A 24,626-nucleotide genomic window follows, 5' to 3' on the forward strand; every position below is an offset into this window, starting at 1 on the left:
CTGTTATTTTATTATACCAGAACAAGCTACTCTTGCACCTGCATTTCCAGTAGGTTGAGTTATAAAATCATCCGCTTTATCGTGAACGATTAATCCTTTTCCAAGAATGTCTTTATTAGTGTCGTCACAACCTATGCACCATTCGTCTGTTTTTAAAGTGACAGTTCCATTGCCGTTTTCATCTGCAGTAAAATTTCCAATATCACCTTTATGGTGTTCGGAATCGTTCCAATTACCATGTTTTACATGTGTTGGATTCCAATGTCCGCCAGCAGAAGTAGCATCTCCAGAGGAACAATCTGCTTTTTCATGAATATGAATAGCATGAACTCCTGGTTTAAGTCCGGATAGTTTTGCTTCAAAAGTAACTACACCGTTTTTCTCTTTGAAGGTAGCAGTACCAATAACAGTGCTTCCACTTTTTGGTTCTAAAGTTATGTTTAAAACATTAGCTTTAGAAGAATTACCCGATTTACAAGCAACAATTATTGCAAAAGTAACTAAGGATAACAGAAGTATTTTTTTCATGAGAATTATTTTTATCAAAGTTAAATATAAAATGTGTTTGAATGTTTAAAATTAACTTAAAAAAAACACTTCATTTCTGAAGTGTTTTTAACCAATCAATTAACAAAATTATTAAAAACAATAACTATTTTCAGCAACTAATTTTGCAGTAATAGTTTCTCTTAAACCAACAATATTTGGCATGTTGGTATATTTTGTAAATCTTCGTAATCCCATTAACATCATTCGTTGTTCATCGCCTTCGGCAAAAGAAATGATGCTTTCTTTTCCTTTTTGAGCGACAATATCAACAGCTTTATATAAATACAATTTTGCCATGGCAATTTGTTCTTTCACTTTGTCTTCGCCTTGTTTTTTGGCTAATTTTTCGGTTCTTAAAACCGTACTTTCGGCCATGTATATTTCGATAAGAATATCGGCAGCAGCCATTAATAATTGTTGGTGTGCATCTAAATCCATTCCGAATTTTTGAACTGCAGCCCCTGCAACCATTAGGAAAGCTTTTTTCAATTTACCAATTAGCTCTTTTTCTTCTGCAAATAATTCGGAATAATCTGGAGTTTCAAACGATGGAATTCCCATTAAATCTTCTTGTACTTTCATTGCAGGGCCTAATAAATCAATATGACCTTTCATGGCTTTTTTAATCAACATACCTACCGATAGCATTCGGTTGATTTCGTTAGTACCTTCATAAATTCTTGCAATACGAGCATCACGCCAAGCACTTTCCATCGGGGTATCTTCTGAGAACCCCATTCCGCCATATATTTGGATGCCTTCATCGGCACAATTTTGCACATCTTCTGAAACTGCCACTTTTAAGATAGAACATTCTATGGCAAATTCTTCAACCCCTTTCAATTCGGCTTCTTGGTGTGAAACACCTTCAGCTACACGAGTATTAATTCGGTCTTCAATAGATTTTGCTGCACGATAGGTAGCACTTTCTCCTGCATAAGCAGAAGTTGCCATCTCAGCTAATTTATAACGAATAGCACCAAATTGTGAAATTGGAGTGTTGAATTGTACTCTTTCGTTGGCATAAATCACCGCATTAGTAGTAACGCGACGTTGCGCATCCAAACAAGCAGCTGCTAATTTTATACGACCTACGTTCAAGGCATTCATGGCTATTTTAAAACCATTTCCTCTTTCAGATAACATATTTTCAACAGGAACTTTAGTTTCGTTAAAGAAAACTTGTCGGGTAGAAGAGGCACGAATTCCAAGTTTGTGCTCTTCTTCTCCAAATGAAATTCCGTTGGAAGCATCATTTTCAACAATGAAACCCGTAATATTTTTGTCGTCTTCAATACGTGCAAAAACTATAAAAAGGGAACAAAATCCTGCATTGGAAATCCACATTTTTTGTCCGGTGATTTTATAATGAGTTCCATCATCGGATAAAACTGCTTTTGTTTTTCCAGAATTGGCATCACTTCCTGCACCTGGTTCGGTTAAGCAATAAGCTCCAAACCATTCGCCAGAAGCTAACTTAGGAACGTATTTTTGTTTTTGTTCTTCAGTTCCGTATAGGGTTATTGGCATAGTACCAATTCCGGTATGTGCACCAAAAGCAGTAGAAAACGACCCCGTTGCTCCCGAAATATAGTCGCAAACCAAGCAAGTATCTACAAATCCCATTCCCATTCCGCCATAATTTTCGGGAACGGCAACACTTAAAAATCCCATTTCTCCAGCTTTTTTCATTACCTCTTCGGTAAATTTAAAGTCTCTGCTTTCGAAACGACTTTTGTTAGGCCAAATTTCTTTTTCTACAAATTCTTTCACTGATTCTCGCATCATGATTTGCTCTTCCGAGAAATCTTCTGGTGTGAAAATGTCTTCACATTTGGTTTCTTTTACCAAAAACTGTCCACCTCTAGTTATATCGCTCATAGTATTATTTTTTAGTTTGATAGTTTATGCACAATTTTGTCATTCCGTAGGAATCTAATTTTGTTATTCCTTATTTTAGTATGAGATTCCTACGGAATGACAAAATGAAGTTACCTTTATTAATTACAACAATTCGTAAATCCCCGCGCTTCCTTGTCCGGTGCCTACACACATGCTTACAATTCCGTATTTGCATTTACGCAAACGCATTTCTTCAAATAATTGTACCGATAATTTTGCACCAGTACAACCTAGTGGATGTCCTAAAGCAATGGCACCACCATTTACGTTTACTATATCTGGATTTAATCCTAATTCTCTAATAACGGCTAAAGATTGCGATGCAAAGGCTTCGTTTAATTCGATTAAATCAATATCATTTAAAGTTAGTCCTGCTTGTTTTAAGGCTTTCGGAATGGCTTTTACCGGCCCGATTCCCATAATTCTTGGTTCTACTCCTGCAGAGGCAAAGTTTACCAATCGGGCAATAGGAGTAACTCCCAATTCTTTTACCATTTCTTCGCTCATAATTAAAACGAATGCCGCGCCATCACTCATTTGAGAGGAATTACCTGCAGTTACACTTCCATCTGCAGCAAAAACTGGTTTAAGATTTCCTAAAGCCGCCACATTAGTATCTGCTCTAGGACCTTCATCTTTTGAAACTATATACGATTTTATTTCTTTTTTTCCACTTTCATTAATGAACGTTTGCTCCACCGTAATCGGAACAATTTGTTTATCAAATTTGCCTTCTGTTTGCGCTTTCAATGCGTTTTGATGGGAATGGAAAGAAAAAATATCCTGATCTTCCCGAGTTACATTGTATTGTTTAGCAACTGCTTCTGCGGTTAAACCCATTCCCCAGTAATAATCCTCGTGACCTTCTTTTGCTACAGCATAATCTGGCGTTGGTTTATATCCTCCCATAGGGATAAAACTCATGCTTTCGGCGCCACCAGCAATAATACAATCGGCCATTCCGCTTTGGATTTTTGCCGTTGCCATTCCGATAGTTTCCAATCCAGAAGCGCAATATCTATTTACGGTTACTCCAGGAACATCGGTTACTTTTAATCCCATTAAGGAAATTAATCGACCAACGTTTAGTCCTTGTTCGGCTTCAGGCATAGCATTTCCGACCATGACGTCGTCAATTCTTTTTTTGTCGAAATCTGGTAATTCGTTCATCATGAATTGAATGGTCTCTGCCGCCAATTCGTCAGGACGTTTAAAACGGAATACTCCTTTTGGTGCTTTTCCAACTGCTGTTCGGAATGCTTTTACAATATAGGCTGTTTTCATTATTTATGATTTATTTCATTAACCTCGTAGAGGTAAACTGTTATTAGACGTTATTTTTATATTTTGGGAAGCTCCGTAGGAGCGACCTGTTTATTATTCCACCCAATCAAATAAATATTTTGAATCATATTCAATTTCGAATTTTTCTAAAAAATCTAAATATTCATTTTTAAATGTTTTTTTCTGATGTCGTACTTCTTGGTTCAAAATATATTTTACCACATTATCCAAATTGCTTTTGGAATAAGAAAATGCTCCAAATCCTTCTTGCCAATTAAATTTTCCGTTTATCCATTTGCTGTCATTTATAAATTTTGATGAACCTGCTTTTATATCTCTTACCAAATCTGAAATTGAAATACTTGGCTTTAATCCAACTAAAATATGAACATGATCTGGCATTGCAAAAATTGCTAATAATTTTTGTTCTCTATTTGTAACAATACCGGTAATAAATTTATGTAACTCTTCCCGATTTTCTTTAGCAATTAGGTTTTGTCTTCCTTTTACTGCAAAAACAATTTGAATATAAATTTGTGAATAGGTATTTGCCATAATAACAGGTCGCTCCTATGGAGCTATGTTTAATTAAACATACATTTTCTATAAACGGGCCGCCTCTACGAGGTTATTTGCTAATCTTTTTTCTAATTTATTAATAGTATGTCTCTACAAGGCTATTAATTTCTTAAAGGTTTCCCTTTTGTCAACATAAATTGAATTCTTTCTAATGTTTTTCTTTCGGTACACAATGATAAAAAGGCTTCGCGTTCAATATCTAATAAATATTGTTCGCTTACCAATGTTGGTTCAGATAAATCACCACCAGCCATTACATAGGCTAGTTTGTTAGCGATTTTCAAATCGTGTTCCGAGATGTATTTTCCTGCTGCCATTTGGTTGGTTCCAACTATGAACATTCCTAATGCTTGTTTACCTAATACTTTGATGTCAGTTCTTCGTATTGGTTGTGTGTATCCTTGGTCTGCCATTTGCAAAGCCACTTGTTTGGCAACAGCAATTTGACGGTCTTTATTTACCACAACGATATCTTTTCCTTTTTGTAAAATTCCTAAATCGAATGCTTCATAAGCTGAAGTTGCAACTTTTGCCATACCAATAGTTAGAAAATATTCTTGAAGTACATTTAATTCTACATCGTTTTTACGGAAAAGATCGGAAGCTCTTAATGTCATTTCTTTAGATCCACCGCCACCTGGGATTACTCCAACACCAAATTCTACTAATCCAATATAGGTTTCTGCAGTAGCAACCACACGGTCGGCATGCATGCTCATTTCGCAACCACCACCTAAAGTCATTCCGTGAGGTGCTACAATTACAGGAATAGAGGAATAGCGCACGCGCATCATAGTGTCTTGAAACATTTTGATTGCCATGTTCAATTCATCGTATTCTTGTTCGACAGCCATCATGAAAATCATCCCGATATTAGCGCCCACCGAGAAATTAGTTCCTTGATTTCCAATAACCAATCCGCGGTATTCTTTTTCGGCCATGTCAATTGCTTTGTTGATGGCAGTTAAAACGCCACCTCCAATAGTATTCATTTTAGAATGGAATTCTAAGTTCAAAATTCCGTCTCCTAAATCGAAAACAGTTGCATCCGAATTACCCCATACTTTATGGCTTTCGCGAATATTATCTAAAATAATAAACGCATCTTGACCCGGAACTTTCTTTTGAGATTTGGTTGCAATATTATAATAATGTGTCGCTCCATCTTTTACAGTATAAAAAGAAGGACTTCCCGAAGCAAGCATGTCATTAACCCAAGCAGCAGGAGTATAGCCTTCGGCTTTCATTAAATCGATTGCTTTTTCTACACCAATGGCATCCCAAATTTCAAAAGGCCCATTTTCCCAACCAAAACCCGCTTTCATAGCATCGTCAATTTTGTAAAAATCGTCCGAAATTTCAGGAATTCTGTTGGAACAATAAGCAAACATTGCAGCGAAGTTTTTTCTGTAAAAATCACCTGCTTTGTCTTTTCCTTTTACTAATACTTTAAAACGATCAATAGGTTTGTCAATGGTTTTAGTTAGTTCTAAAGTTGCAAAAGATGCTTTTTTAGCCGCTCTATATTCCAAAGTATTTAAATCTAAAGATAAAATTTCTTTGCCTTCTTTTTTGTAAAATCCTTGTCCAGTTTTACTTCCTAGCCATTTATTTTCCATCATTTTAGTTACAAAATCCGGAAGTTTAAATAAGTCGTGTGCCTCGTCATTTGGGCAACCTTCATACAAACCATTAGCAACATGGACTAAAGTATCTAAACCAACTACATCTACAGTTCGGAACGTAGCCGATTTTGGGCGACCAATAACAGGACCAGTTAATTTATCGACTTCTTCAATGGTCAATCCCATTTCTTTTACCAAATGGAAAAGACTTTGAATTCCGAAGATACCAATACGGTTTCCTATGAACGCTGGTGTATCTTTGGCCACGACCGAAGTTTTTCCTAAATATTGCGAACCATAATTGGTTAGAAAATCTAGTACATTCGTAGAAGTTTTCGGACCTGGAATAATTTCGAATAATTTCAAATAACGCGCAGGATTGAAGAAATGCGTTCCACAGAAATTTGCTTGGAAGTCCTCACTTCTGCCTTCACTCATAAACTTAATCGGAATTCCAGAAGTATTAGAAGTTACTAATGTTCCTGGTTTGCGGAATTTTTCAATTTGTTCAAAAACCAATTTCTTGATATCCAAACGTTCTACCACAACTTCTATAATCCAATCGCAAGTAGCGATTTTAGCCATATCGTCAGTAGTATTACCAGTTGTGATTCTATTAGCAAACTTCTGACTATAAATAGGAGAGGGGTTCGATTTTAAAGCGTTTGCCAAATGGTCGTTTACCATTCTATTTCGAACGACTTTACTTTCTAGAGTTAGCCCTTTCTTTTCTTCGACTTGAGTTAAAGCATTTGGAACAATGTCCAAAAGCAATACTTCTACACCAATGTTAGCAAAATGGCATGCAATTCCAGAACCCATTATTCCAGATCCTATTACAGCCACTTTTTTAATTGTTCGTTTCATAACTTACAGTTTATGAGTTTAGTTGTTTATGAGTTTATTAGTTTTTAATACTTCGTACTTCGTATTTTGTACCTTGTATTTTGTATCTCGTATTTCTAAAAAATCTTTTTCTCGTTGATTAAATCGTTTATTGTTTCGGCTACTTCAAAAAAGTGTCTTAATTTTTCTTCGGATATATTTTTCTTAATTGTTTCATTGAATTTTAGAACGGTTTCTTTTGACAATGCTCTTTTTTCTTTTCCTAATTCAGTAAGGTAAATTAATACGCCTCTGCCATCATCAGGATTTTTCTTGCGAATTATTAAGCCTTTTTCTTCTAATGTTTTTAAAGTCCGGGTTAAAGAAGTTGGTTCCATACCCATACGATTGCTTATATAGGTTGAGGGCGTTCCGTTTTCTTTATCAATGCTAAGTAATGCAAAGCCAATTGCCATAGAACCATCAAATTTGGACGCCTCCTCATTATACATTCTAGCAACTGCTTGCCATGTGGCACGAAGAATATAATCTATAGTTTTATCTTTCATTTAATACATCTTATGATAATTCAAATATACAATAATTTATTATGCACGCATACTAATTAATGTTATTTTTTTTTTAAATAATATTAATTTATCACTTTCACTATGAAAATAATATCAATTTTCCATTTTTTGCGTATATTTTTGCGCATCTATGATTAAGAAAATTCTTAATTTTGATATAAAATTTTGATATATAATTTTTTTGTCAAAATAAAAAATATTCTACTGCTGTTGCATTGATTTAAAATTATTTTAAAGTTAGAATATGGATAAAAAATATGTTATTTTATTATGAATTAATCAATATAAAATTATGATAGAGAATATTTTAAATAGATATTAATACTTTCAATGAATTATTTTCTATTCGTGAACTTTATAAAAGTAATTATCATTTCTATTATGATTTTTTTGTAAATTAGAATATTTAAAAAAGAAAAATTATAAGCAAAAAATAATTAAGATTTTCGTTTAATTGTCTATTGTAATTTATTTTATAATATGGAAAAAAAAATATTATTAGTTGTTGGATTAGATCTTGCTTTATCTCAAGAAGTACAAAATGTTCTTGAAAATGAAGGATATGAAGTTAAATTCATATCCATACTTACAGGAGACATTATTAATCATATAGTAAAAATTACACCGCAATTAGTAATGATAGATATTGAAGAAGCTCAATCGGATAGATGTATTCAGTTAGGCCGTTATTTATTAAATGAAGATTTGATCCCATTTCTATATTTATCTTCAAATGCAAATAATGTTATATTAGAAAATATTAAACGCACTCGGCCATATGGTTTTTTGATAAAACCATTACGCGATAAGGATGTCAAAGCTTGTGTGAAATTAATACTGTATAATTATACGCATAAAAATATTGATTTATTAAAAACCGATAAAAAAGTTATTGAAGATGTGCCTTATAGAATAAGACATGTTATTAATTACATAAATGAAAATATTAATGAAAAAATTGATATTGATGAATTAGCTAATTTAACCAGATGGAAAAAACATCATTTTATCAGAATTTTTTCAAGTATTATAGGAGTAACTCCATACCAATATATACTTATTAATAAAATGGAGATTGCAAAGGCGTTAATTGAAAATACAGATCAACCAATAAATGAAATTGCATTTGATTTAGGATTCGTTAATTATAGTAATTTTGGACATATATTTAAAAAAATCTGTTATACTTCTCCAGAAAATTGTAGAAAAACAAAAAAACAATATGCAGAACTCCAAAAATCGGGAATTTAGTATATATTTGCAAAATAAATTTATGTAATTATTTTTTTTACATAAAATAATGCAGCGATTACCCTCCAAATCTTTTTTTTGCCTACAATTTAAAATTTGAAATTATTAATTTCAAATTTGTATGTTTTGCTATATTTATTTTTAGCCTAAATATATTTATGATTTGTTTTATTAACAATTAATATTTAAATAAATGAAAAAAAGAATGTTAGTAGTTGTCGTAGCTTTTATTGCAACGTATACTTATGCTCAAGAAGAAAGAAGTGAAAAGGACCTATACAATCATTGGTCTATTGAATTGAATGTAGGGCAGAATAGACCTATAAGACCTTTTTCTTCAGGTTATTATACTTCCAAACCGAATACCTACTTTTATTTTAATGGAATTGAACATTATGATCTAGGTGCAAGATATATGTTTTCTAATCTATTTGGAGTGAAAGCTGATTTGGGTTATGATGAAATTAAAAATCAAGCTGGAAGTGGATCTTTAGAATTTAATTTAAAACAATATCGTTTGGGAATTCAAGGGGTAATGAATTTTTCAAGGTTATTGCGATTTGAATCCTTTACAAAACGCATTGGGTTATTAGTACATGGAGGATTTCAATTTTCAAAACTAACACCACAAACAGGTGTTAATCAAAATGTTTCGGAAGATAATGGTGGAATAATTTTAGGATTAACTCCGCAATATCGATTGACTAACTGGTTAGCAATAACAGGCGATTTTACGTATCTAAATAACTTAAGACAACATTTCAATTGGGATGGATCTTATTCGGAAGATACAAATAATCTTACGGGTTCTATTTATAATACCTCACTTGGACTAACTTTTTATTTAGGTGATAAAGATAAACCACATGCAGATTGGTTCGTTTCTAAGGTTTCTAAAGTTGATGAAGATGCTAGAAAACGAATAGCTGAAATTGAAAAATCGATGAAAGATACCGATAAAGACGGTGTTCCAGATTATATAGATTTACAAAATAATACTCCTGCAGGAATTGTTGTAGATACTAAAGGAAGATTTATTGATTTGAATAAAAATGGAATTCCGGATGAATTAGAACCAGAAGAGCCTAAAAAAGCAGATCCAATTGTAGAAAATAACGACCCCTTTAAAACAACTTTAGAAAGCGGAAATCTAAATATTAATGTGTTTTTTGATGTAAATGAAGACATGCCTAATAAAGGATCCGAAAACAACATTCATTTGTTATCGCAGTATTTAAGAAATTATCCAGATGCGAAAATTAAACTTACAGGATTTGCTGATGTTCGTGGTGGAGAACAACATAATATGGATCTGTCAAAACGAAGAGCAATTAAACTTAAAAATTTCTTAGCTTCTACAGGTGTAAATGAAAACAGGATGACAATAAGTGCAGAAGGGGTTGATACAACCTATCCAAGTTCTTCTAAAACTGGACTTGATTTAGCACGAAGAGTTTCTGTGCAATTAATGAAATAAGCATAATAATTGAGTTTTAGTTAAGTTAAACACCCTTAAAAAAACTTTAAGGGTGTTTTTTATGTAATTAAAACCCCAATTATGAATTGTATATTTTATCGTAAAGTTTAATATATTTTTCCTTTATTATTTTGCGTTTGAGTTTAAGAGTAGGAGTGAGTTCCCCGCCTTCAACACTCCAAACAGTAGGAGTAAGTTCAAAACGTTTTATTTTTTCCCAATTTCCAAATTTTTCATTGTAAAGATTTATATCTTCTTGAATTTTCTCAATAACTCTAGAATTATAAATAATTTCTTCATTTAAATCGCCAATATCAAATCCTTCTTTGGTAGCCCAATTTTTGATATATGTAAAGTTAGGTTGAATAAGCGCTGCAGGCATTTTTTCACCATCTCCAATCACCATAATTTGTTCGATGAACAAGGACTGTTTCATGGCATTTTCAATAATTTGTGGAGCTATATATTTTCCACCTGAAGTTTTAAACATTTCTTTTTTCCGGTCGGTAATTTTCAAGAACCCTTCGCTATCCACTTCGCCAATATCACCAGTATGGAAATACCCATCAAAAATAGTTTCGTTGGTTAGTTTCTCATCTTTATAATATCCCATCATAACGTTTGGCCCTTTACAAAGTATTTCGCCATCGGGAGCAATTTTAACTTCTACATTTTGAATCACTTTTCCAACAGTTCCAACTTTAAAACCATGATTTCGCATGTCATTAACGGTAATAACAGGTGACGTTTCAGTTAATCCATAACCTTCCATCACAGGCATTCCTGCTGCAGCGAATACTCTAGTAAGTCGTTGTTGTAAAGCGGCACTTCCTGAAACTAATACATTTAAATTTCCGCCTAAGCCCTCTTTCCATTTGCTGAAAACTAATTTCCGGGCTACTTTTAATTGAAGTTCATACCAAATTCCATTGGCTCCATATGGTTCGTAGCGCAATCCTAAATCAACAGACCAAAAGAATAATTTTCTTTTGATACCTGTAAGTGCAGATCCCTTTTCAATTATTTTATCGTATACTTTTTCCAAAAGCCTTGGAACTACTGAAAAAACGGTTGGTTTTACCTCATTAATATTTTCAGAAAGTTTGTCAATACTTTCGGCAAAATAAATAGAAACCGAATAATATTGGTAGATATACAGAATTACTCTTTCAAAAATATGACAAATAGGTAAAAAACTTAAAGCCACACTAGTTCCTTCATCAAATGGAATTCTTGGGGAACTATCCAGTACATTAGAAACAATATTGTTATGCGAAAGCATTACACCTTTTGGTTTTCCAGTGGTGCCAGAAGTATAAATTATGGTAGCTAATTCTTCTGGTTTTACATTTTCTTTTCGTTGTTCTACTAGATCTTGGTTGGAAGTATCTTCTCCTAAAGCTAAAAGTTCTCCCCAGTTTTTGCAACCAACAATTTCATTAAAGGAATAAACCTCCTTTAATTGAGGCACATTTTTTTTAATAAGATTTACTTTGCGCAGTACTTCCACATCCGAAACAAAACAATAGATAGCCTCACTATGGTTCAAGATGTATTCATAGTCTTCTTCGGAAATAGTTGGGTAAATAGGTACGGTTTGAGCACCTGTTTGTAATGCGCCAATATCCATAATGTTCCATTCGGTTCTATTGCTAGAAGATATTAATGCAATCTTATCATTTTTTTCAATTCCTAGTCGAAGTAAGGCTCTAGAAATTGCATTGGCCTTATCTATATATTCTTGCGTGGAAGTTTCTATCCATTTATCATTGTATTTAGTTACAAGGCAGGCAGATAGATTGTTTTTTTCTAATTGATAATATGGAAAATCGAAAAGACGGGTTATAGAAATCATTTATTGCTTTTTGCTAATTTTATGCAAATTAATCAATAAATTATATATTAACAATATATTTTCAATTATAGTTATAGTATTTATTAATTTTGCATAAAATTATATTCCCAATTAATGAAAAGATTTCCAAGATATAACGAATATAAAGTGTTGTTTTACAGGATAATTTTGGTCTATATGTTTTACATGATAGCTCGAATTTTGTTCTTTATTTATAATATAAATTTAGTTAAAATTGATTCGGTTACCGATTTTATTGCCTTGTCGTATCATGGACTTGCTTTTGACACCACTACAATACTGTATATCAATTCGTTATTTATTATACTCTCTATTTTTCCATTAATTGTAAATGCTAAAAAAGGTTTTCAAAATTTTTTGTTTTATCTTTATTTTTCAACCAATTTACTTGCATTTACTACCAATTTTATTGATTTTATTTATTACAAGTATACCTTCAACAGAAGCACCAGAGCATCATTGGATACTTTAGAAAATGAAAGTAATAAAACGCGTTTATTTTTTAATTTTTTAATGGAATATTGGCACGTATTTTTAATGTTTTTCTTGTGTGCTTATCTTTGGATTTACCTCTATAAAAAAGTCAAAATCCAGCATCATATTCCTAGTGCTACTTTCAAATATTTTGCTGTTTCAACTTTAAGTTTTCTTTTTCTAACTACCATGTGTATTGGAGGAATACGTGGTGATTTTAGTAAAAGTACCCGTCCGATAAATTTATTAGATGCCAGTCGTTATGTTACCGATGCCTCTCAAGCTGATTATGTATTGAACACGCCATTTGCAATTATTAGAACCTGGAATACCAATACGTTTCAGAAAGTGAATTTGGTTTCAAAAGCTACTATCGATTCTTTGATTATTCCAATAAAACAATACCATAACAACCCTAAAACAAAGCCCAATGTGGTAATTATTATTTTAGAAAGTTATGCCAAAGAATACATTAGTTCATTCAATAAAGACTCAAAAATCCCAAATTATGAAGGGTATTCGCCTTTTGTAGATTCGTTAGCCCAACATAGTTTGATTTATACGAATGCCTATGCCAATGGGTATAAATCGATTCACGGAATGTCGTCAGTAATTGCTGGAATTCCGTCCTTTAAAGATGCATTTACGTCGTCACCTTTTCCTAAACAAAAAATTGAATCGTTGGTTTCTATATTAAAAAGTGAAGGCTATGATTCTTCTTTTTTTCATGGTGCACCTAATGGTTCTATGGGATTTCTTGGTTTCGGAAATATCTTAGGCTACGACCATTATTATGGTAAAAATGAATATAATAATGATGCCGATTTTGATGGCTCTTGGGGTATTTGGGACGAGCCATTTATGCAGTATTTCAACAAAACGCTTTCGCAAAAGAAAGGGCCGTTTATGGCTACTTTATTTTCAGTTTCCTCTCATGAACCCTATGTTATTCCGGAAAAATATGAAGGTAAATTTCCGAAAGGCGATAACCCAATTCACCAATGTATTGGCTATACCGATTTTTCTTTGAAGCAATTTTTTAAATCCGCCAAAAAAGAGGCTTGGTACCAAAACACTATTTTTGTGTTGGTTGCCGATCATGATAATTTAATTTACTATCCTGAATATGGTAAAGACCAGAATTTTCACACGGTTCCAATTTTGTTTTTTACACCAAATGAAAAATACAAAGGAGTCAATAAAGATTGGGCACAACAAATAGATATATATCCTACTTTATTAGATATGATAGGGTACGAGAAGCCTTTTAGAAGTTGGGGTAGAAGTCTAATAAGTAACGATAAAGTGAAACCTTTTGTGATGCGTTATTCTTCGGATAAGTACCAAATGATGAGTGGAAATTATATTTGTACTTTTGATGGAGAAAAAGCAGTTGGTTTTTATAACAAAGAAGATAAGGATTTAAAAAACAATTTAATAAGCCACCGAAATTCCGAAATGAATTTTTTAGAACTTCGCTGCAAAGCATTTTTGCAAGATTACATGGAACGAATTATTGATAAAAAATTGACTTCAAAAGACTAATAAAGATGAGTATCAAAAAGAAAATAATTGCAGCATTAATTGTTGTAGTTTTAATTATTACTGGGAAATATGTTTATGATCGTCATATCAATCATAATTTCATGACAATTACCGAAGGAAAAGTATATAAAAGTGGTACTATTCCTCCTGATGAAATTGAAAGTTATGTAAAAAAATACCATATTAAATCGATAGTTGATTTGCGTTTTCCAGGTACTGGAGATGATGTAAACAATCCAGAAGTTCCTGCAGAGTTAACTGCAGAGAAACAAGCAATTGCTAAAATTCCTGGAGTGAACTATTATAATGATGGTTCGGATCAAGTTCCAAATCAAAAGAATTTAGATATTTTCTTCAAAATTATGGATAACAAAAACAATTATCCTGTTCTAATTCATTGCTACCATGGTATTGGTAGAGCCCAAATGTATTCGGCAATTTACAGAATAGAGTACGAAGGTTTCTCTAATCAAGATGCCCGACATAAAGCAGCATTTCCATTAACCTTTAGTTCTTTTGACGATGGAAAACCTAAAGGTGAATATTTAAAAGCCTATAAAAGTAGAAAGCAATTAGCAATCTCCAATAAATAATAAAACACCTTTTTTTTTAATTATATAATATTTTCTAAATATTATATAAAATATTTTATTTCCATTTGTCTATATTTGCATGTATTTTGTCTACAAATAAATTTGTAAACAATTCAATAAAGCAAATTATAACCACTTAGTCGGATTTGATACTTAAGGAATAATAAAATATTTATTTGAAAAATGGAAAAAAATATTGAAAGTTCAGAATTAGAAAAAGGCAAAACGCATATTATTGTAGAGATAATTGAATATATGGCCAATGCCGTTGTTAGCAAAACTATAATTAAAAAAACGACTGGAAATGTTACTATTTCTTCTTTTGATGCTGGTGAAGAGTTAGATGAAAAAATTTCTCCTTTTGATACGTATATACAAATAATTGATGGCACTGCAGAGATTACTATTAATGATAAAGTATTTAAATTAAAACTTGGTGAAGGTATTGTGATTCCAGCGCATGCAAAACACCATTTTAATGCTAACGAACAATTTAAAATGATTTCTACTGTAATAAAAAGTGGTTATGAGGATTTATAAAAGTATTCCCTTTTTTAATAAACTAATTTGCATTGTTGAATTAATACTATTCTAAAAGCACTATTTAATAGTGTTTTTTTTGTTTCTAATCGGAATTGAAAATCTGTAATTAATATAAAATTTTATAGAAATCATATAATATTTATCAAACGTAATCGCTGCATCTTTGTAAAAAGAAAATCAAGTTAGTTGTTGCTTTTTCAGATCTTCTCTTTAAAAAAAGGAAAAAAGTAATTAATGATAAATTGGCTTGGTTATATGGGCAACGTAGAGTTTACGGAAGACTACGAATACACGTAAGAGCCAATTACATGCACAGGAAGTTAACTTCCTGTGCTTTTTTTATACTTTTTTCTAATAAAAAAACAATACTTTAACCCTTAAGGATGAATTTGCAATATCACAAATTAGATTTTAATATAAAATTAATAGTAATTCAGTAATAAAATAATTGCTATAATAATTATTATAAGATTGCTCTAATAGCTTAGAAGTTTCTTTTATTTATTTTAAAAATTCGGATAAATCTATTTTCCAAAGTGCTGGCGCAATAGGAATCAAACTTTTAAAATTGAATTTTTCATTGGATAAATAATAAAAAGTACCATCCGTTGCAATGCCTTCGATTTGATGAAAAGGAAGTTGTAGTTTTATTTTTCGATGATTTCCCTCCAAAAAATTATGTTTAGGATAATCGTAAAGCAAATACAAAAAAGGCTTTACGAATCTCGTATATCCGCAAATAACCACTTGTTTTTTCGTTTCGTTATAGGTTGCTCCGGTAATCAGACCATTTACATCCAGCGTTCCTTTTGCTTTAGCGATATAATTACCAGGAACTTTCGGCAGAACATAAAGTGTCGTTTTTCGGGATTTCCATTGTTTGGAAAACAGATAAATACTGTCGTTGCTAACCACGAATGCCTCCAAATCAAAATCGGTAGTATTCGGTTTTTGTTTTTGAAATTCTTTTTGATCGAAATAGGTAAAAGAAATAGTATCTATACTAGGTTTTTCTTCCAGAAAAGAAGTTTTCGACATCCTAAGAATATGTAAATTGTTGCGATTTCCTTGGTAATTATTTCCCGTATCTGCTATATAAATATAAGTGCTGTCTTGCGAAATCTCTTCCCAATCAGTATTTGAAATTTTTGGGAGTTTTATTTTACGAAGTACTTCTCCCGATGTTGAATTTAATTCATAAATATTTGTATCGGTGTCGTCGTTGTGGCTCCACAAACTTCCTTTAAAATAAATCAACCCCGAACTTTCGGTTAAAGTAGTTGGCAAATTAGCAACTAATTGGGCTTTTACAGCTGTAGAATTGTACTTACAACTTCCATCGTTTATCGTTGCAAATCCCTCCTGATTATTAGCAAGTGGATCGGTGCAGCCCTTTTTTTGTGCGGTTGCTAAAGTGTTACAAAAAAGTAAAGACATTATAAATACCAATTTCAAAATGGATTTATAATGTCTTGTAGGTATTTTCATAAAAAATAATTTGCAAAGGATTTATAGCAGATGAATTCCATCGTCTTTAATCTCAATCAATTTCTCTTTATATAAAAGTCCAATGGCTTTCTTGAAGGTTTTCTTGCTCATTTTCAAAACCGTCTTGATATCTTCCGGATTAGAATTGTCGTTCAATCTTAAAAATCCACGGCTGGCTCTTAATTCGTTTAAAATAATCTCTGAATTTGGTTCAATATTTTCAAAACCAAGAATACGCAAGGAAACATCAATTTTTCCGTCCGGACGAATGGTCTTAATATAGCCTTTCATTTTATCTCCGGTACGAATTGCATCGTCGTAAACTTCATCTTTATAAACCAAACCTTTGTGTTTTTGGTTGATGATGACGTTAATTCCGATTTCTGTAATATGAGAAATAATCAAATCTACTTCTTCGTTTTTCTCTAAAGTAACATTTTCATTATTTAAAAACTGGTTGGTTTTACTAGAAGCCACCAGTCTATTGGTTTTTTCATCCATATAAAGATACACCAAATAACGTTTTCCTTTTTCCATAGGTCGGGCTTGCTCTTTGAACGGAACTAGAATATCTTTTTCCATTCCCCAATCCATAAAAGCACCGACTTGATTAACATAATTCACACGTAAAAGCGCAAATTCGTTCAAGAAAATATACGGAACTAAGGTTGTTGCCACAGGGCGTTCTTCGTGATCCAAATAAACGAAAACGGTAATTTCTTCGCCAATTTCAAATACTTTTGGGACGTATTTATTAGGTAATAAAACATCTTCTTTCCCATCAGTAAGGAACAAACCTACCTGAGTATCTCTATTTATCGTTAACGTATTGAATTGACCAATTTTCATAATATGCTTGTAATTTTGGCAAAGGTACGAAAATGAGTTGGAAGTTGGGAGTTAGAAGATGGAAGTTGGAAGATGCGTAATCTTAATTCTACAATTAATTTAAACATCTAATTTTGAAATTTATTATTATTTTTTGATAAAATGTAACTTTTAAGTTACCTTTGATGAATGAAAGTGAGAGAAGTCATAGCCTATAAATCTTATTTTGAAGATTTTTTAGTTGAACAACCGAAAAAAGTTCAAGATAAAATTTTTAAGATAATTGAAGCTATTGAAACTTTAGAGCGTGTGCCAGCAAATTATCTAAAATTTATAGAAGGAACTGCAGGACTTTTTGAAGCACGAATTCAATTAGGGAGCAATATTTGGAGAGTTTTCTGTTTTTTTGATGAAGGAAAATTAGTTATTCTATTAAATGGTTTTCAAAAGAAAACGAAAAAAGTACCAAAAAAAGAAATTGAAAAAGCATTGCGATTAATGCACCAATATTATTATGAAAAATCAAATGAAAATGGAAACTAAAAGTTGGAAAGATATTAAAGATACGGTTTATGGTGAAAAAGGAACCGAAAGACGCGATGCTTTAGAAAGAGATTTTGAAGGCTTTAAAATCGGTCTGCAATTAAAAAAAGCACGTGAAGAAAAACACCTTACCCAATCCGAACTTGGAGGGATTATTGATAAAAAAAGAGAATTTATTTCACGAATTGAAAATAATGGAAGTAATCTTACTCTTAAAACATTATACGATATTGTAGAAAAAGGTCTTGGCGGAAAAGTAAAAATTCAAATTGAGTTTTAATTTAATGGCAACCGACCAAAATAAAATCCAAGCCCTTGAAGAGGATTATTTATATGTAGCCACTTCGCAACTTCCTAATTCGGGGAATGGTTTGTTTACTGCTATTACTATTTACAAAGACGAAATTATCTCCGAATTCAAAGGGGAAATTTTATCGGATGAAGAGGCAGCAATTCGAATGAAAAACGGGACCGATAACTATTTTATGAATCTTCTTAACGGAAGCATTTTAGATTGCCGAAATACCAATTGTTTTGCAAAATATGCTAACGATGCTGCTGGTTTTACTAAATCAGCATTTAAAAACAATGCCAAAATAACCTTAGACGAAAACCAGAATGTGTGCCTAATTGCCATTAGAAAGCTAAAATCAGGAGAAGAAATTTTCTGTGATTATGGGAAGAAGTACTGGAAGAAACACGGTTAAACCAACTCTTTAAAATATTGCAATAACACTTTATCGTTTTCTAAAGTTGGTGTAAAAACTTCCAATAAAGTGGGCTTTTCATTATTAGAAAACAACACATTTAAACTGTTTTCTAAAGTAGTTTCGGTACTTGCTGTTAGGTAATTAAAGCCATACATTTTGGCTAAATGTTCTCCCGTTAAGCAATGGGAAGTTTCGAAAAAAGTAGTAAAAACAGGCGTTTCATCGTGTCCTGGTAAAATTCGGAAGATGCCACCACCACCATTATTAATTAAGATAATTTTGAAATCCTTCGGAATATAATTATTCCAAAGGGCATTGCTATCGTACAAAAATCCGATATCGCCAGCTATAAACACATTTGGTTTTTGACTTCCAACTGCAGCTCCAATTGCTGTAGAAGTACTTCCGTCAATACCGCTGGTTCCTCTGTTGCTAAAGACTTCAATGCTTTTTTCAATATCAAATAATTGCGCATAGCGAATAGGGGAACTGTTGCTAATTTGCAATTGCGAATTCTTAGGCAAAGCAGGCAACACTTTTTCAAACACTTTAAAATCGGTAAACGGAATTTTAGCAAGATATTCCAAACTTTTTTGTTGGCGTAGTGCTTTAATATTTTGTAATTTTTGGTTGTAATTGCTTTCCACCTTTTGTGTCAACGGAAAAAACGATTGAAAAAACAAGTTGGGTGTTACTTTAAAATGTTTGGTCAAACAACCAAAAGTATCGTAGGCCCTTAAAGAATCCATATGCCAATGGTGGTTGGGCTGGTATTTTCTTAAAAATGCTTTGATGCGTTTGGAAACAATCATTCCGCCAAAAGTTACTAAAATTTCAGGTTGAAAATACAGAAAATCCTCGTTTGTAAAGGGAGTAATTATGGTATCTATAGTATTGATAAACTTCGGATGGTGTAAATTGGAAGTCGTTTCTATCATTACAACCACCGAAGGATCGTTTGCTAAAGTATCTAAAAATTGTTGTTCAACAGCATTCGGTTCATTAACCCCAACGAGAATTAATTTCTTTTTAGTAGTATTCCAAATGGTAGCAAATTCGGATAAATTTTCTGCTATCGTAAATTCTTTCGAAATGGAAGAAATGATTTTTGCAGTAACCAATAATTCGGAAGTTGTTTCGTATAAAGGTTCTTCAAATGGCGCGTTGATGTGCACTGGACCTCTTTTGACGAAAGCCGTATCAATTGCTTCTTGAATTAATAAATCATTTTCCTCAGAAGTATTTTCCGTAAGGTTGGCATTATATAAAGAATGATTGGCAAAAACATTTTCTTGGCGAATGGTTTGCCCATCGCCAATGTCAATCTTGCTTTGGGGTCTATCGGCAGAAATAACAATAAACGGAATCTGACTGTAAAATGCTTCCGCAAATGCCGGATAATAATTCAGCAATGCCGATCCCGAGGTGCAAACTACAGCCACTGGTTTGTTAATTTGTTGCGCCATTCCGAGTGCAAAAAATGCTGCCGAACGTTCGTCGGCAATGCTATAGCAAGTAAAATTTGGGTTATTTACAAAACCTATTGTTAGTGGTGCATTTCTAGATCCAGGTGAGATTACAATATTGGTGATGCCTTTGGCACGAAGTAGTTCGATTATAGATTGTGCTAAAGGTATTTTTGGGTAGGTCATTGTCATTGCGAGGAACGAAGCAATCTCATCCTCATGAATTAATTGTAAAACTTAAATTTATTCTAGCAAAAGTACAAAGTTATTTATTGAGTTTAAATTAAACCATTAAGAAAGTTACGTTAATTAAGCAATTACTTAAACAAGGAGGTTTAATTTCAAATTGGTTAAAAAAATACTATTTTTGGATCATGGAAATCAAAATCAGATCGTACCAAATTAAAGATGCGCAAGCCATTTTAGAAATTATAAATTATAATATTCTAAATGCAACGGCTCTATACGATTATGAGCCAAGAACTTTAGAGAATCAAGTGGCTATTTTGGAAGAAAAATTATCCAAAGGTTTTCCTGTAGTTGTTGCTACCGAAGAGGAAACGGTGGTTGGTTTTGGTTATTATAGTGAATTCCGATTTAGGGAAGCTTATAAATTTACGGTAGAACATTCGGTTTATGCCCATCCCAATCATATCGGGAAAGGCATTGGAAAATTGATTTTAGAAAACTTAATCGATTTGGCGAAAGCCCAAAAACTGCATACCATGATTGGCGTAATTGATGCCGAAAACCAAAGCAGCATTGAATTTCATAAGAAATTTGGATTCGAAATTGTAGGTACCATTAAAGAATCTGGTTTTAAATTCAACCGCTGGTTGCACAGTGTTTTTATGCAGAAAATGCTTTAATACTATTTCAAAATTGCGTCAAAATTTGGCTTGAAATAATTCGGTCCTTTCAGCACTTTACCATCTTCCCGATAAATGGGTTGCCCATTTTCATCCAATTTACTCATGTTACTTCGTTGGATTTCGTCAAAAACTGCTTCTATTTTATGTTGTAATCCGTGTTCGATAATGGTGCCGCACAAAATATACAACATATCGCCAAGTGCATCGGCAATTTCAGTTATATCGTTATTCTGCGCTGCTTCAAGGTATTCTTCATTTTCTTCTTTCATCAAATTGTAACGAAGCAGGTTTTTGCTTTGGCCAAGGTCACCAATTATTGTTTCGCTATATCCCAATTGGAAACTAGTATGAAATTCTTTTACGGAGTTGATTTGCTTTTGCATATATTAAGGAATAAATTAGAAAGCCAAATTACTAATTAGGAATATAATTGCCTAAATTTGTTGAAAAATAATTATTATGTTCACACAAGGTCAGTTGGTCTTTGCAGGAGTGTTTGTTGTTGCCTTCATTATTGCGATGGTTTATGCTTACGGAAAAGACAAAATGCTTCACAATCAATTCTACAAAGGAAACTATAAAATACTCTTAGGCTTTTTCGCTTTTATTTTTATATTATTTATGATTAAAATTTTCTCCAAACACTAAATTTTTGCTATATTTACTTTATAAATTTCAAACTTTGTTATGAGAATCCTTAAATACTTTTTCTTATTGCTCTTCCTTTTCCTAATAGGATTGAGTGTTTTTATTTTAACACAAAAAGGAGATTATGATGTTACTAGAAGTAAAGTAATAAAAAATCCAAGAGTAATAGTATTTAACTATATAAACGATTATAGAAATTGGGAAACTTTTTGTACTTGGATAAAAAACGACAACACCTATAATTTTAATTATCCCGAACTTACAATGGGTAAAGGAGCATCATGCTCATGGGTTAGTAGTGGTACTGAAGGTAATTTAAAAACTATTTTGGTAAAAGAAAACGAAAGTATTTCCCAAAAAATGGTTAATAATCAGGAAACCTCTGAATTTTTTTGGAAATTTAAAGATACCGTTGGTGGAACCAAAGTTACATGGAGAAGTAAAGGGAAACTAGATATTAAATCGAAAGTTGCTGCTTTTTTTCATGGTGGAATTAATAGTGTTATGGGCGATACCTTCGAGAAAAGTTTGGAAAACCTTAACAAAACACTCGATTACGAAATCAATACTTATTCGGTAAAAGTGAACGGAATTGTAAACCGTCCGGGTGGATTTTACTTAAAACAATTTTTACATTGCAAACAAAAAGACGTTGAAAGAAACATTAAAGTTTTGGTTTCAAGAATGGAACATTTCTTTGATAAAAATAAAATGAGCAGCAACGGAAAACCATTTATTATTTATCATAAATACGATCGAACAAACGATGACATAGGATTTTCAGTATGTATGCCCGTTAGAGATTCTATTCATATTATGCCAGGAAGTGATATAGAATCTGGTAAATCAGTAAGTTATACCACTTTGAAAACTACACTTGTTGGTGATTATTCCCATACCCAAACAGCATGGAAAAAAGCATTACGTTACATTTCAGATAATCATTTGGAGCGAAATAATTCAGGTCAAATTGTAGAAGTTTATGCAGTTGGAAGAAAGGATGTTAAAAATCCTTCCAAGTGGGTTACCGAAATTTACATCCCTGTTTTTCCAAAAGCAGCACCAAAAGCAGTAAATAGAAAACCTCTCGATTCTTTGGTTGTTGCCACTCCTCCAACGGAAAGTGCTACTCCTTCAAAAAACAACTAAAATTACTTTTGTATTAAACCTTTTCTGTTATCTTTATTCCAATTAACAAATTTTTGCATTGCAAGACGAAAAGGAATTTATAAACGAGTTGTTGGACCCCAAAACGCAGAATGTTGCGTTTCAAAAACTCTTGCACGATTATCAAAAGCCTTTGTATAATCTTATTCGTACAATTGTGCTTAACCACGATGATACCGATGATGTTTTGCAAAATACATTTGTGAAGATATTTCAAAACCTTAAAAACTTTAAAGGCAATAGCAAACTTTTTTCTTGGATGTATCGCATTGCAACCAACGAAGCCATCACTTTTATTAACAACAAAGCCAAGCGCAACGGAACTACTAGCGAAGCAATGCAAACTAAAATTGTAGAAAATTTACAATCGGATGTGTATTTTGACGGAAATGAAATTCAAATAAAACTCCAAAAAGCAATTGTATTACTGCCAGAAAAACAACAACTTGTTTTTAAAATGAAATATTTTGAAGAACTAAAGTACGAACAAATTTCGGAGGTATTAGGCACATCGGTTGGAGCATTGAAAGCATCGTACCACCATGCCGTTAAAAAAATTGAAGAATTCCTAAAAACCAATTAAACCTTTAAGAACAGATATTGTCTTATGGATATGAAAGATTTTAAAATAGATACAAGCGAAAAAATAACCACAGGGTTTCAAATTCCTGAAGGTTATTGGGAAGCTTTTTCTGAAAAAGTAATGCAACGAATACCCAAAGAAGAACCGAAAGTAATTTCGTTCTATGCTCGAAATAAAAAATGGATTTATACTGCTGCTGCAATTTTAATATTAACATTATCTTTGCCCATTGTAAATCAATTGCAAAATAAGGAGCAAGAATTAAGTTCTACCGAAATTGAAAACTATCTTACGCTAAACAAGTCGGTTTCGGATGATGATTTAGTGAATTTATTAGAACAAGAAGATATAGAAAAATTGAAAGTTAACACTCCTATTACCAAAGATGCTTTAGAAGACGAACTTTCTAACAACATTGATTTAGAACAATATATTACCAACGAAAATTAAATAGCATGAAAAATTACAAATTATTAATCGTTTCTTTATTCTTTATAACCATTGCTTCTTTTGGTCAAGATGGACCTTTAAGAGGACGATTTAAAGAAAAAAAAGAACAGATAAAAGCATTAAAAGTAGCTTTTATAACTACCGAGTTAAATTTAACTCCAGATGAAGCAGCTAAGTTTTGGCCGTTATTCAATGCCTTTGAAGTCAGACAGCAAGAAATTAAAAAACAGAAATTAAAAGCCTTTCTAAAAAGAACCGATGGTAGTTCTATTGATAATTTATCCGAGAAAGAAGCAGCAACGCTATTAACTCAAATGGAAAGCAACGAAGACGAATTAGACCAACTGAAAAAGAAATTTGTTGCTAATTTAAAAGGAATTCTTCCTTCTACTAAAATTTTGAAACTAAAACAAGCAGAAGAACAGTTTAGTAAAAAACTATTGCAACAGTATCGGGATAAAAAGATAGGGGGGTAGTTTAAAGTTTCGAGTTTTAGTTTGTGGAAACCCATTAAAAAAAAGCGATTTTCAATCGAAAAATCCCTTTTTTTAATGGGTTTTTATATTATTGTCCGATTAAAATATTTATTGCTAAAAACATTATATGTTTTTTCTCGCAAAGGCGCGAAGTAGCAGTTTATATCTGAGTTCTTTGCGACTTTGTATCTTAGCGAGAATATATTAAAAATTAAGTTGAGTCTAAAATTTCGTACTATTTGTAAGACTTAACAAAGCAAATAGTTAGTTTTATCGGACAAC

General features: G+C 32.3%; 25 protein-coding genes. 14 read left to right on the forward strand and 11 right to left on the reverse strand.

Going from position 1 to position 24,626, the window contains the following annotated elements; genetic code table 11:
- Positions 1–3: 3 nt before the first annotated feature.
- From ACIQ2J_RS10185 to ACIQ2J_RS10210, 6 genes are all read right to left on the reverse strand, one after another.
- On the reverse strand, positions 4–528 hold the full coding sequence (locus ACIQ2J_RS10185; protein WP_396169330.1) for a superoxide dismutase family protein: 525 nt from the start codon (positions 526–528) through the stop codon (positions 4–6).
- A 111-nt stretch (positions 529–639) separates the two neighbouring features.
- Positions 640–2,430 carry an acyl-CoA dehydrogenase family protein gene (locus ACIQ2J_RS10190; RefSeq protein WP_396169332.1) on the reverse strand — a complete coding sequence of 597 codons (1,791 nt, stop codon included), beginning with the start codon at positions 2,428–2,430 and terminating at the stop codon, positions 640–642.
- A gap of 123 nt (positions 2,431–2,553) precedes the next feature.
- Positions 2,554–3,735 (reverse strand): acetyl-CoA C-acyltransferase, encoded by a 1,182-nt coding sequence (locus ACIQ2J_RS10195; protein WP_396169334.1) that lies wholly within the window; start codon positions 3,733–3,735, stop codon positions 2,554–2,556.
- 93 nt (positions 3,736–3,828) lie between these two features.
- The gene (tnpA, locus tag ACIQ2J_RS10200) at positions 3,829–4,290 is read right to left on the reverse strand and encodes an IS200/IS605 family transposase (protein ID WP_396169336.1); all 462 of its coding nucleotides are present in this window, start codon (positions 4,288–4,290) and stop codon (positions 3,829–3,831) included.
- Between the two features lie 125 nt (positions 4,291–4,415).
- Positions 4,416–6,806: a 3-hydroxyacyl-CoA dehydrogenase NAD-binding domain-containing protein gene (locus tag ACIQ2J_RS10205; RefSeq protein WP_396169338.1), complete on the reverse strand. Its 2,391-nt coding sequence runs from the start codon at positions 6,804–6,806 to the stop codon at positions 4,416–4,418.
- 95 nt (positions 6,807–6,901) lie between these two features.
- On the reverse strand, positions 6,902–7,333 hold the full coding sequence (locus tag ACIQ2J_RS10210; protein WP_396169341.1) for a MarR family winged helix-turn-helix transcriptional regulator: 432 nt from the start codon (positions 7,331–7,333) through the stop codon (positions 6,902–6,904).
- A gap of 501 nt (positions 7,334–7,834) precedes the next feature.
- Between ACIQ2J_RS10210 and ACIQ2J_RS10215 the strand changes: the two genes are divergently transcribed.
- Together ACIQ2J_RS10215 and ACIQ2J_RS10220 are read left to right on the forward strand one after the other, a co-directional pair.
- Positions 7,835–8,605 carry a DNA-binding response regulator gene (locus ACIQ2J_RS10215; protein ID WP_396169343.1) on the forward strand — a complete coding sequence of 257 codons (771 nt, stop codon included), beginning with the start codon at positions 7,835–7,837 and terminating at the stop codon, positions 8,603–8,605.
- A 193-nt stretch (positions 8,606–8,798) separates the two neighbouring features.
- Complete coding sequence (locus ACIQ2J_RS10220; RefSeq protein ID WP_396169345.1) at positions 8,799–10,082, forward strand: OmpA family protein; 1,284 nt, start codon at positions 8,799–8,801, stop codon at positions 10,080–10,082.
- 79 nt (positions 10,083–10,161) lie between these two features.
- Here ACIQ2J_RS10220 and ACIQ2J_RS10225 read toward each other — a convergent pair whose 3' ends face one another.
- Positions 10,162–11,937, reverse strand: a complete 1,776-nt coding sequence (locus ACIQ2J_RS10225) for an AMP-dependent synthetase/ligase (RefSeq protein WP_396169347.1) — start codon at positions 11,935–11,937, stop codon at positions 10,162–10,164.
- A 114-nt stretch (positions 11,938–12,051) separates the two neighbouring features.
- Here ACIQ2J_RS10225 and ACIQ2J_RS10230 point away from each other — a divergent pair, with 114 nt between their 5' ends.
- The 3 genes from ACIQ2J_RS10230 (at position 12,052) to ACIQ2J_RS10240 (ending at position 15,110) form a co-directional block, all read left to right on the forward strand.
- Positions 12,052–13,977 carry an LTA synthase family protein gene (locus tag ACIQ2J_RS10230; protein WP_396169350.1) on the forward strand — a complete coding sequence of 642 codons (1,926 nt, stop codon included), beginning with the start codon at positions 12,052–12,054 and terminating at the stop codon, positions 13,975–13,977.
- A 5-nt stretch (positions 13,978–13,982) separates the two neighbouring features.
- Complete coding sequence (locus ACIQ2J_RS10235) at positions 13,983–14,570, forward strand: dual specificity protein phosphatase family protein (RefSeq protein ID WP_396169353.1); 588 nt, start codon at positions 13,983–13,985, stop codon at positions 14,568–14,570.
- Between the two features lie 183 nt (positions 14,571–14,753).
- A complete protein-coding gene (locus tag ACIQ2J_RS10240; protein WP_396169355.1) occupies positions 14,754–15,110 on the forward strand; it encodes a cupin domain-containing protein in 357 nt (118 codons plus the stop codon).
- Positions 15,111–15,614: 504 nt separating this feature from the next.
- On the opposite strand, the gene ACIQ2J_RS10245 is transcribed toward ACIQ2J_RS10240, so the two are convergent.
- Both ACIQ2J_RS10245 and ACIQ2J_RS10250 read right to left on the reverse strand, forming a co-directional pair.
- Positions 15,615–16,601: a T9SS C-terminal target domain-containing protein gene (locus ACIQ2J_RS10245; protein WP_396169357.1), complete on the reverse strand. Its 987-nt coding sequence runs from the start codon at positions 16,599–16,601 to the stop codon at positions 15,615–15,617.
- Positions 16,602–16,622: 21 nt separating this feature from the next.
- Positions 16,623–17,450 carry a S1 RNA-binding domain-containing protein gene (locus ACIQ2J_RS10250; protein ID WP_396169359.1) on the reverse strand — a complete coding sequence of 276 codons (828 nt, stop codon included), beginning with the start codon at positions 17,448–17,450 and terminating at the stop codon, positions 16,623–16,625.
- 168 nt (positions 17,451–17,618) lie between these two features.
- On the opposite strand from ACIQ2J_RS10250, the gene ACIQ2J_RS10255 reads away from it, so the two are divergent.
- Genes ACIQ2J_RS10255 through ACIQ2J_RS10265 form a run of 3 tightly spaced genes read left to right on the forward strand, consistent with a single transcriptional unit; the run spans position 17,619 to position 18,679 of the window.
- Positions 17,619–17,972, forward strand: a complete 354-nt coding sequence (locus ACIQ2J_RS10255) for a type II toxin-antitoxin system RelE/ParE family toxin (protein WP_396169362.1) — start codon at positions 17,619–17,621, stop codon at positions 17,970–17,972.
- Complete coding sequence (locus ACIQ2J_RS10260; RefSeq protein ID WP_396169364.1) at positions 17,962–18,252, forward strand: helix-turn-helix domain-containing protein; 291 nt, start codon at positions 17,962–17,964, stop codon at positions 18,250–18,252. Before ACIQ2J_RS10255 ends, ACIQ2J_RS10260 begins: the two co-directional genes overlap by 11 nt.
- Positions 18,253–18,256: 4 nt before the next feature.
- Positions 18,257–18,679 carry an SET domain-containing protein-lysine N-methyltransferase gene (locus tag ACIQ2J_RS10265; protein ID WP_396169368.1) on the forward strand — a complete coding sequence of 141 codons (423 nt, stop codon included), beginning with the start codon at positions 18,257–18,259 and terminating at the stop codon, positions 18,677–18,679.
- On the opposite strand, the gene menD is transcribed toward ACIQ2J_RS10265, so the two are convergent.
- Complete coding sequence (menD, locus tag ACIQ2J_RS10270) at positions 18,676–20,334, reverse strand: 2-succinyl-5-enolpyruvyl-6-hydroxy-3-cyclohexene-1-carboxylic-acid synthase (protein WP_396169384.1); 1,659 nt, start codon at positions 20,332–20,334, stop codon at positions 18,676–18,678. The two genes, ACIQ2J_RS10265 and menD, sit on opposite strands and share 4 nt — an antisense overlap.
- A 188-nt stretch (positions 20,335–20,522) precedes the next feature.
- Between menD and ACIQ2J_RS10275 the strand changes: the two genes are divergently transcribed.
- Positions 20,523–21,017 carry a GNAT family N-acetyltransferase gene (locus tag ACIQ2J_RS10275; protein WP_396169370.1) on the forward strand — a complete coding sequence of 165 codons (495 nt, stop codon included), beginning with the start codon at positions 20,523–20,525 and terminating at the stop codon, positions 21,015–21,017.
- A gap of 2 nt (positions 21,018–21,019) precedes the next feature.
- Here ACIQ2J_RS10275 and ACIQ2J_RS10280 read toward each other — a convergent pair whose 3' ends face one another.
- Positions 21,020–21,403: a hypothetical protein gene (locus ACIQ2J_RS10280; protein ID WP_396169371.1), complete on the reverse strand. Its 384-nt coding sequence runs from the start codon at positions 21,401–21,403 to the stop codon at positions 21,020–21,022.
- Positions 21,404–21,479: 76 nt separating this feature from the next.
- On the opposite strand from ACIQ2J_RS10280, the gene ACIQ2J_RS10285 reads away from it, so the two are divergent.
- From ACIQ2J_RS10285 to ACIQ2J_RS10305, 5 genes are read left to right on the forward strand one after another with little or no spacing between them, the layout of a single operon-like run.
- The gene (locus tag ACIQ2J_RS10285; protein WP_396169373.1) at positions 21,480–21,668 is read left to right on the forward strand and encodes a hypothetical protein; all 189 of its coding nucleotides are present in this window, start codon (positions 21,480–21,482) and stop codon (positions 21,666–21,668) included.
- Between the two features lie 39 nt (positions 21,669–21,707).
- Positions 21,708–22,817, forward strand: coding sequence for a GyrI-like domain-containing protein (locus ACIQ2J_RS10290; protein ID WP_396169376.1), 1,110 nt, complete (start codon positions 21,708–21,710; stop codon positions 22,815–22,817).
- A 58-nt stretch (positions 22,818–22,875) separates the two neighbouring features.
- Entirely contained in the window at positions 22,876–23,418 is a 543-nt protein-coding gene (locus tag ACIQ2J_RS10295; protein ID WP_396169378.1) for an RNA polymerase sigma factor, read from the forward strand.
- A 24-nt stretch (positions 23,419–23,442) separates the two neighbouring features.
- Positions 23,443–23,868, forward strand: coding sequence for a hypothetical protein (locus ACIQ2J_RS10300; RefSeq protein ID WP_396169380.1), 426 nt, complete (start codon positions 23,443–23,445; stop codon positions 23,866–23,868).
- Between the two features lie 5 nt (positions 23,869–23,873).
- A complete protein-coding gene (locus ACIQ2J_RS10305) occupies positions 23,874–24,344 on the forward strand; it encodes a sensor of ECF-type sigma factor (RefSeq protein WP_396169382.1) in 471 nt (156 codons plus the stop codon).
- Positions 24,345–24,626: the final 282 nt, after the last annotated feature.

The organism is Flavobacterium sp. (assembly GCF_044357305.1).
GTDB lineage: Bacteria > Bacteroidota > Bacteroidia > Flavobacteriales > Flavobacteriaceae > Flavobacterium.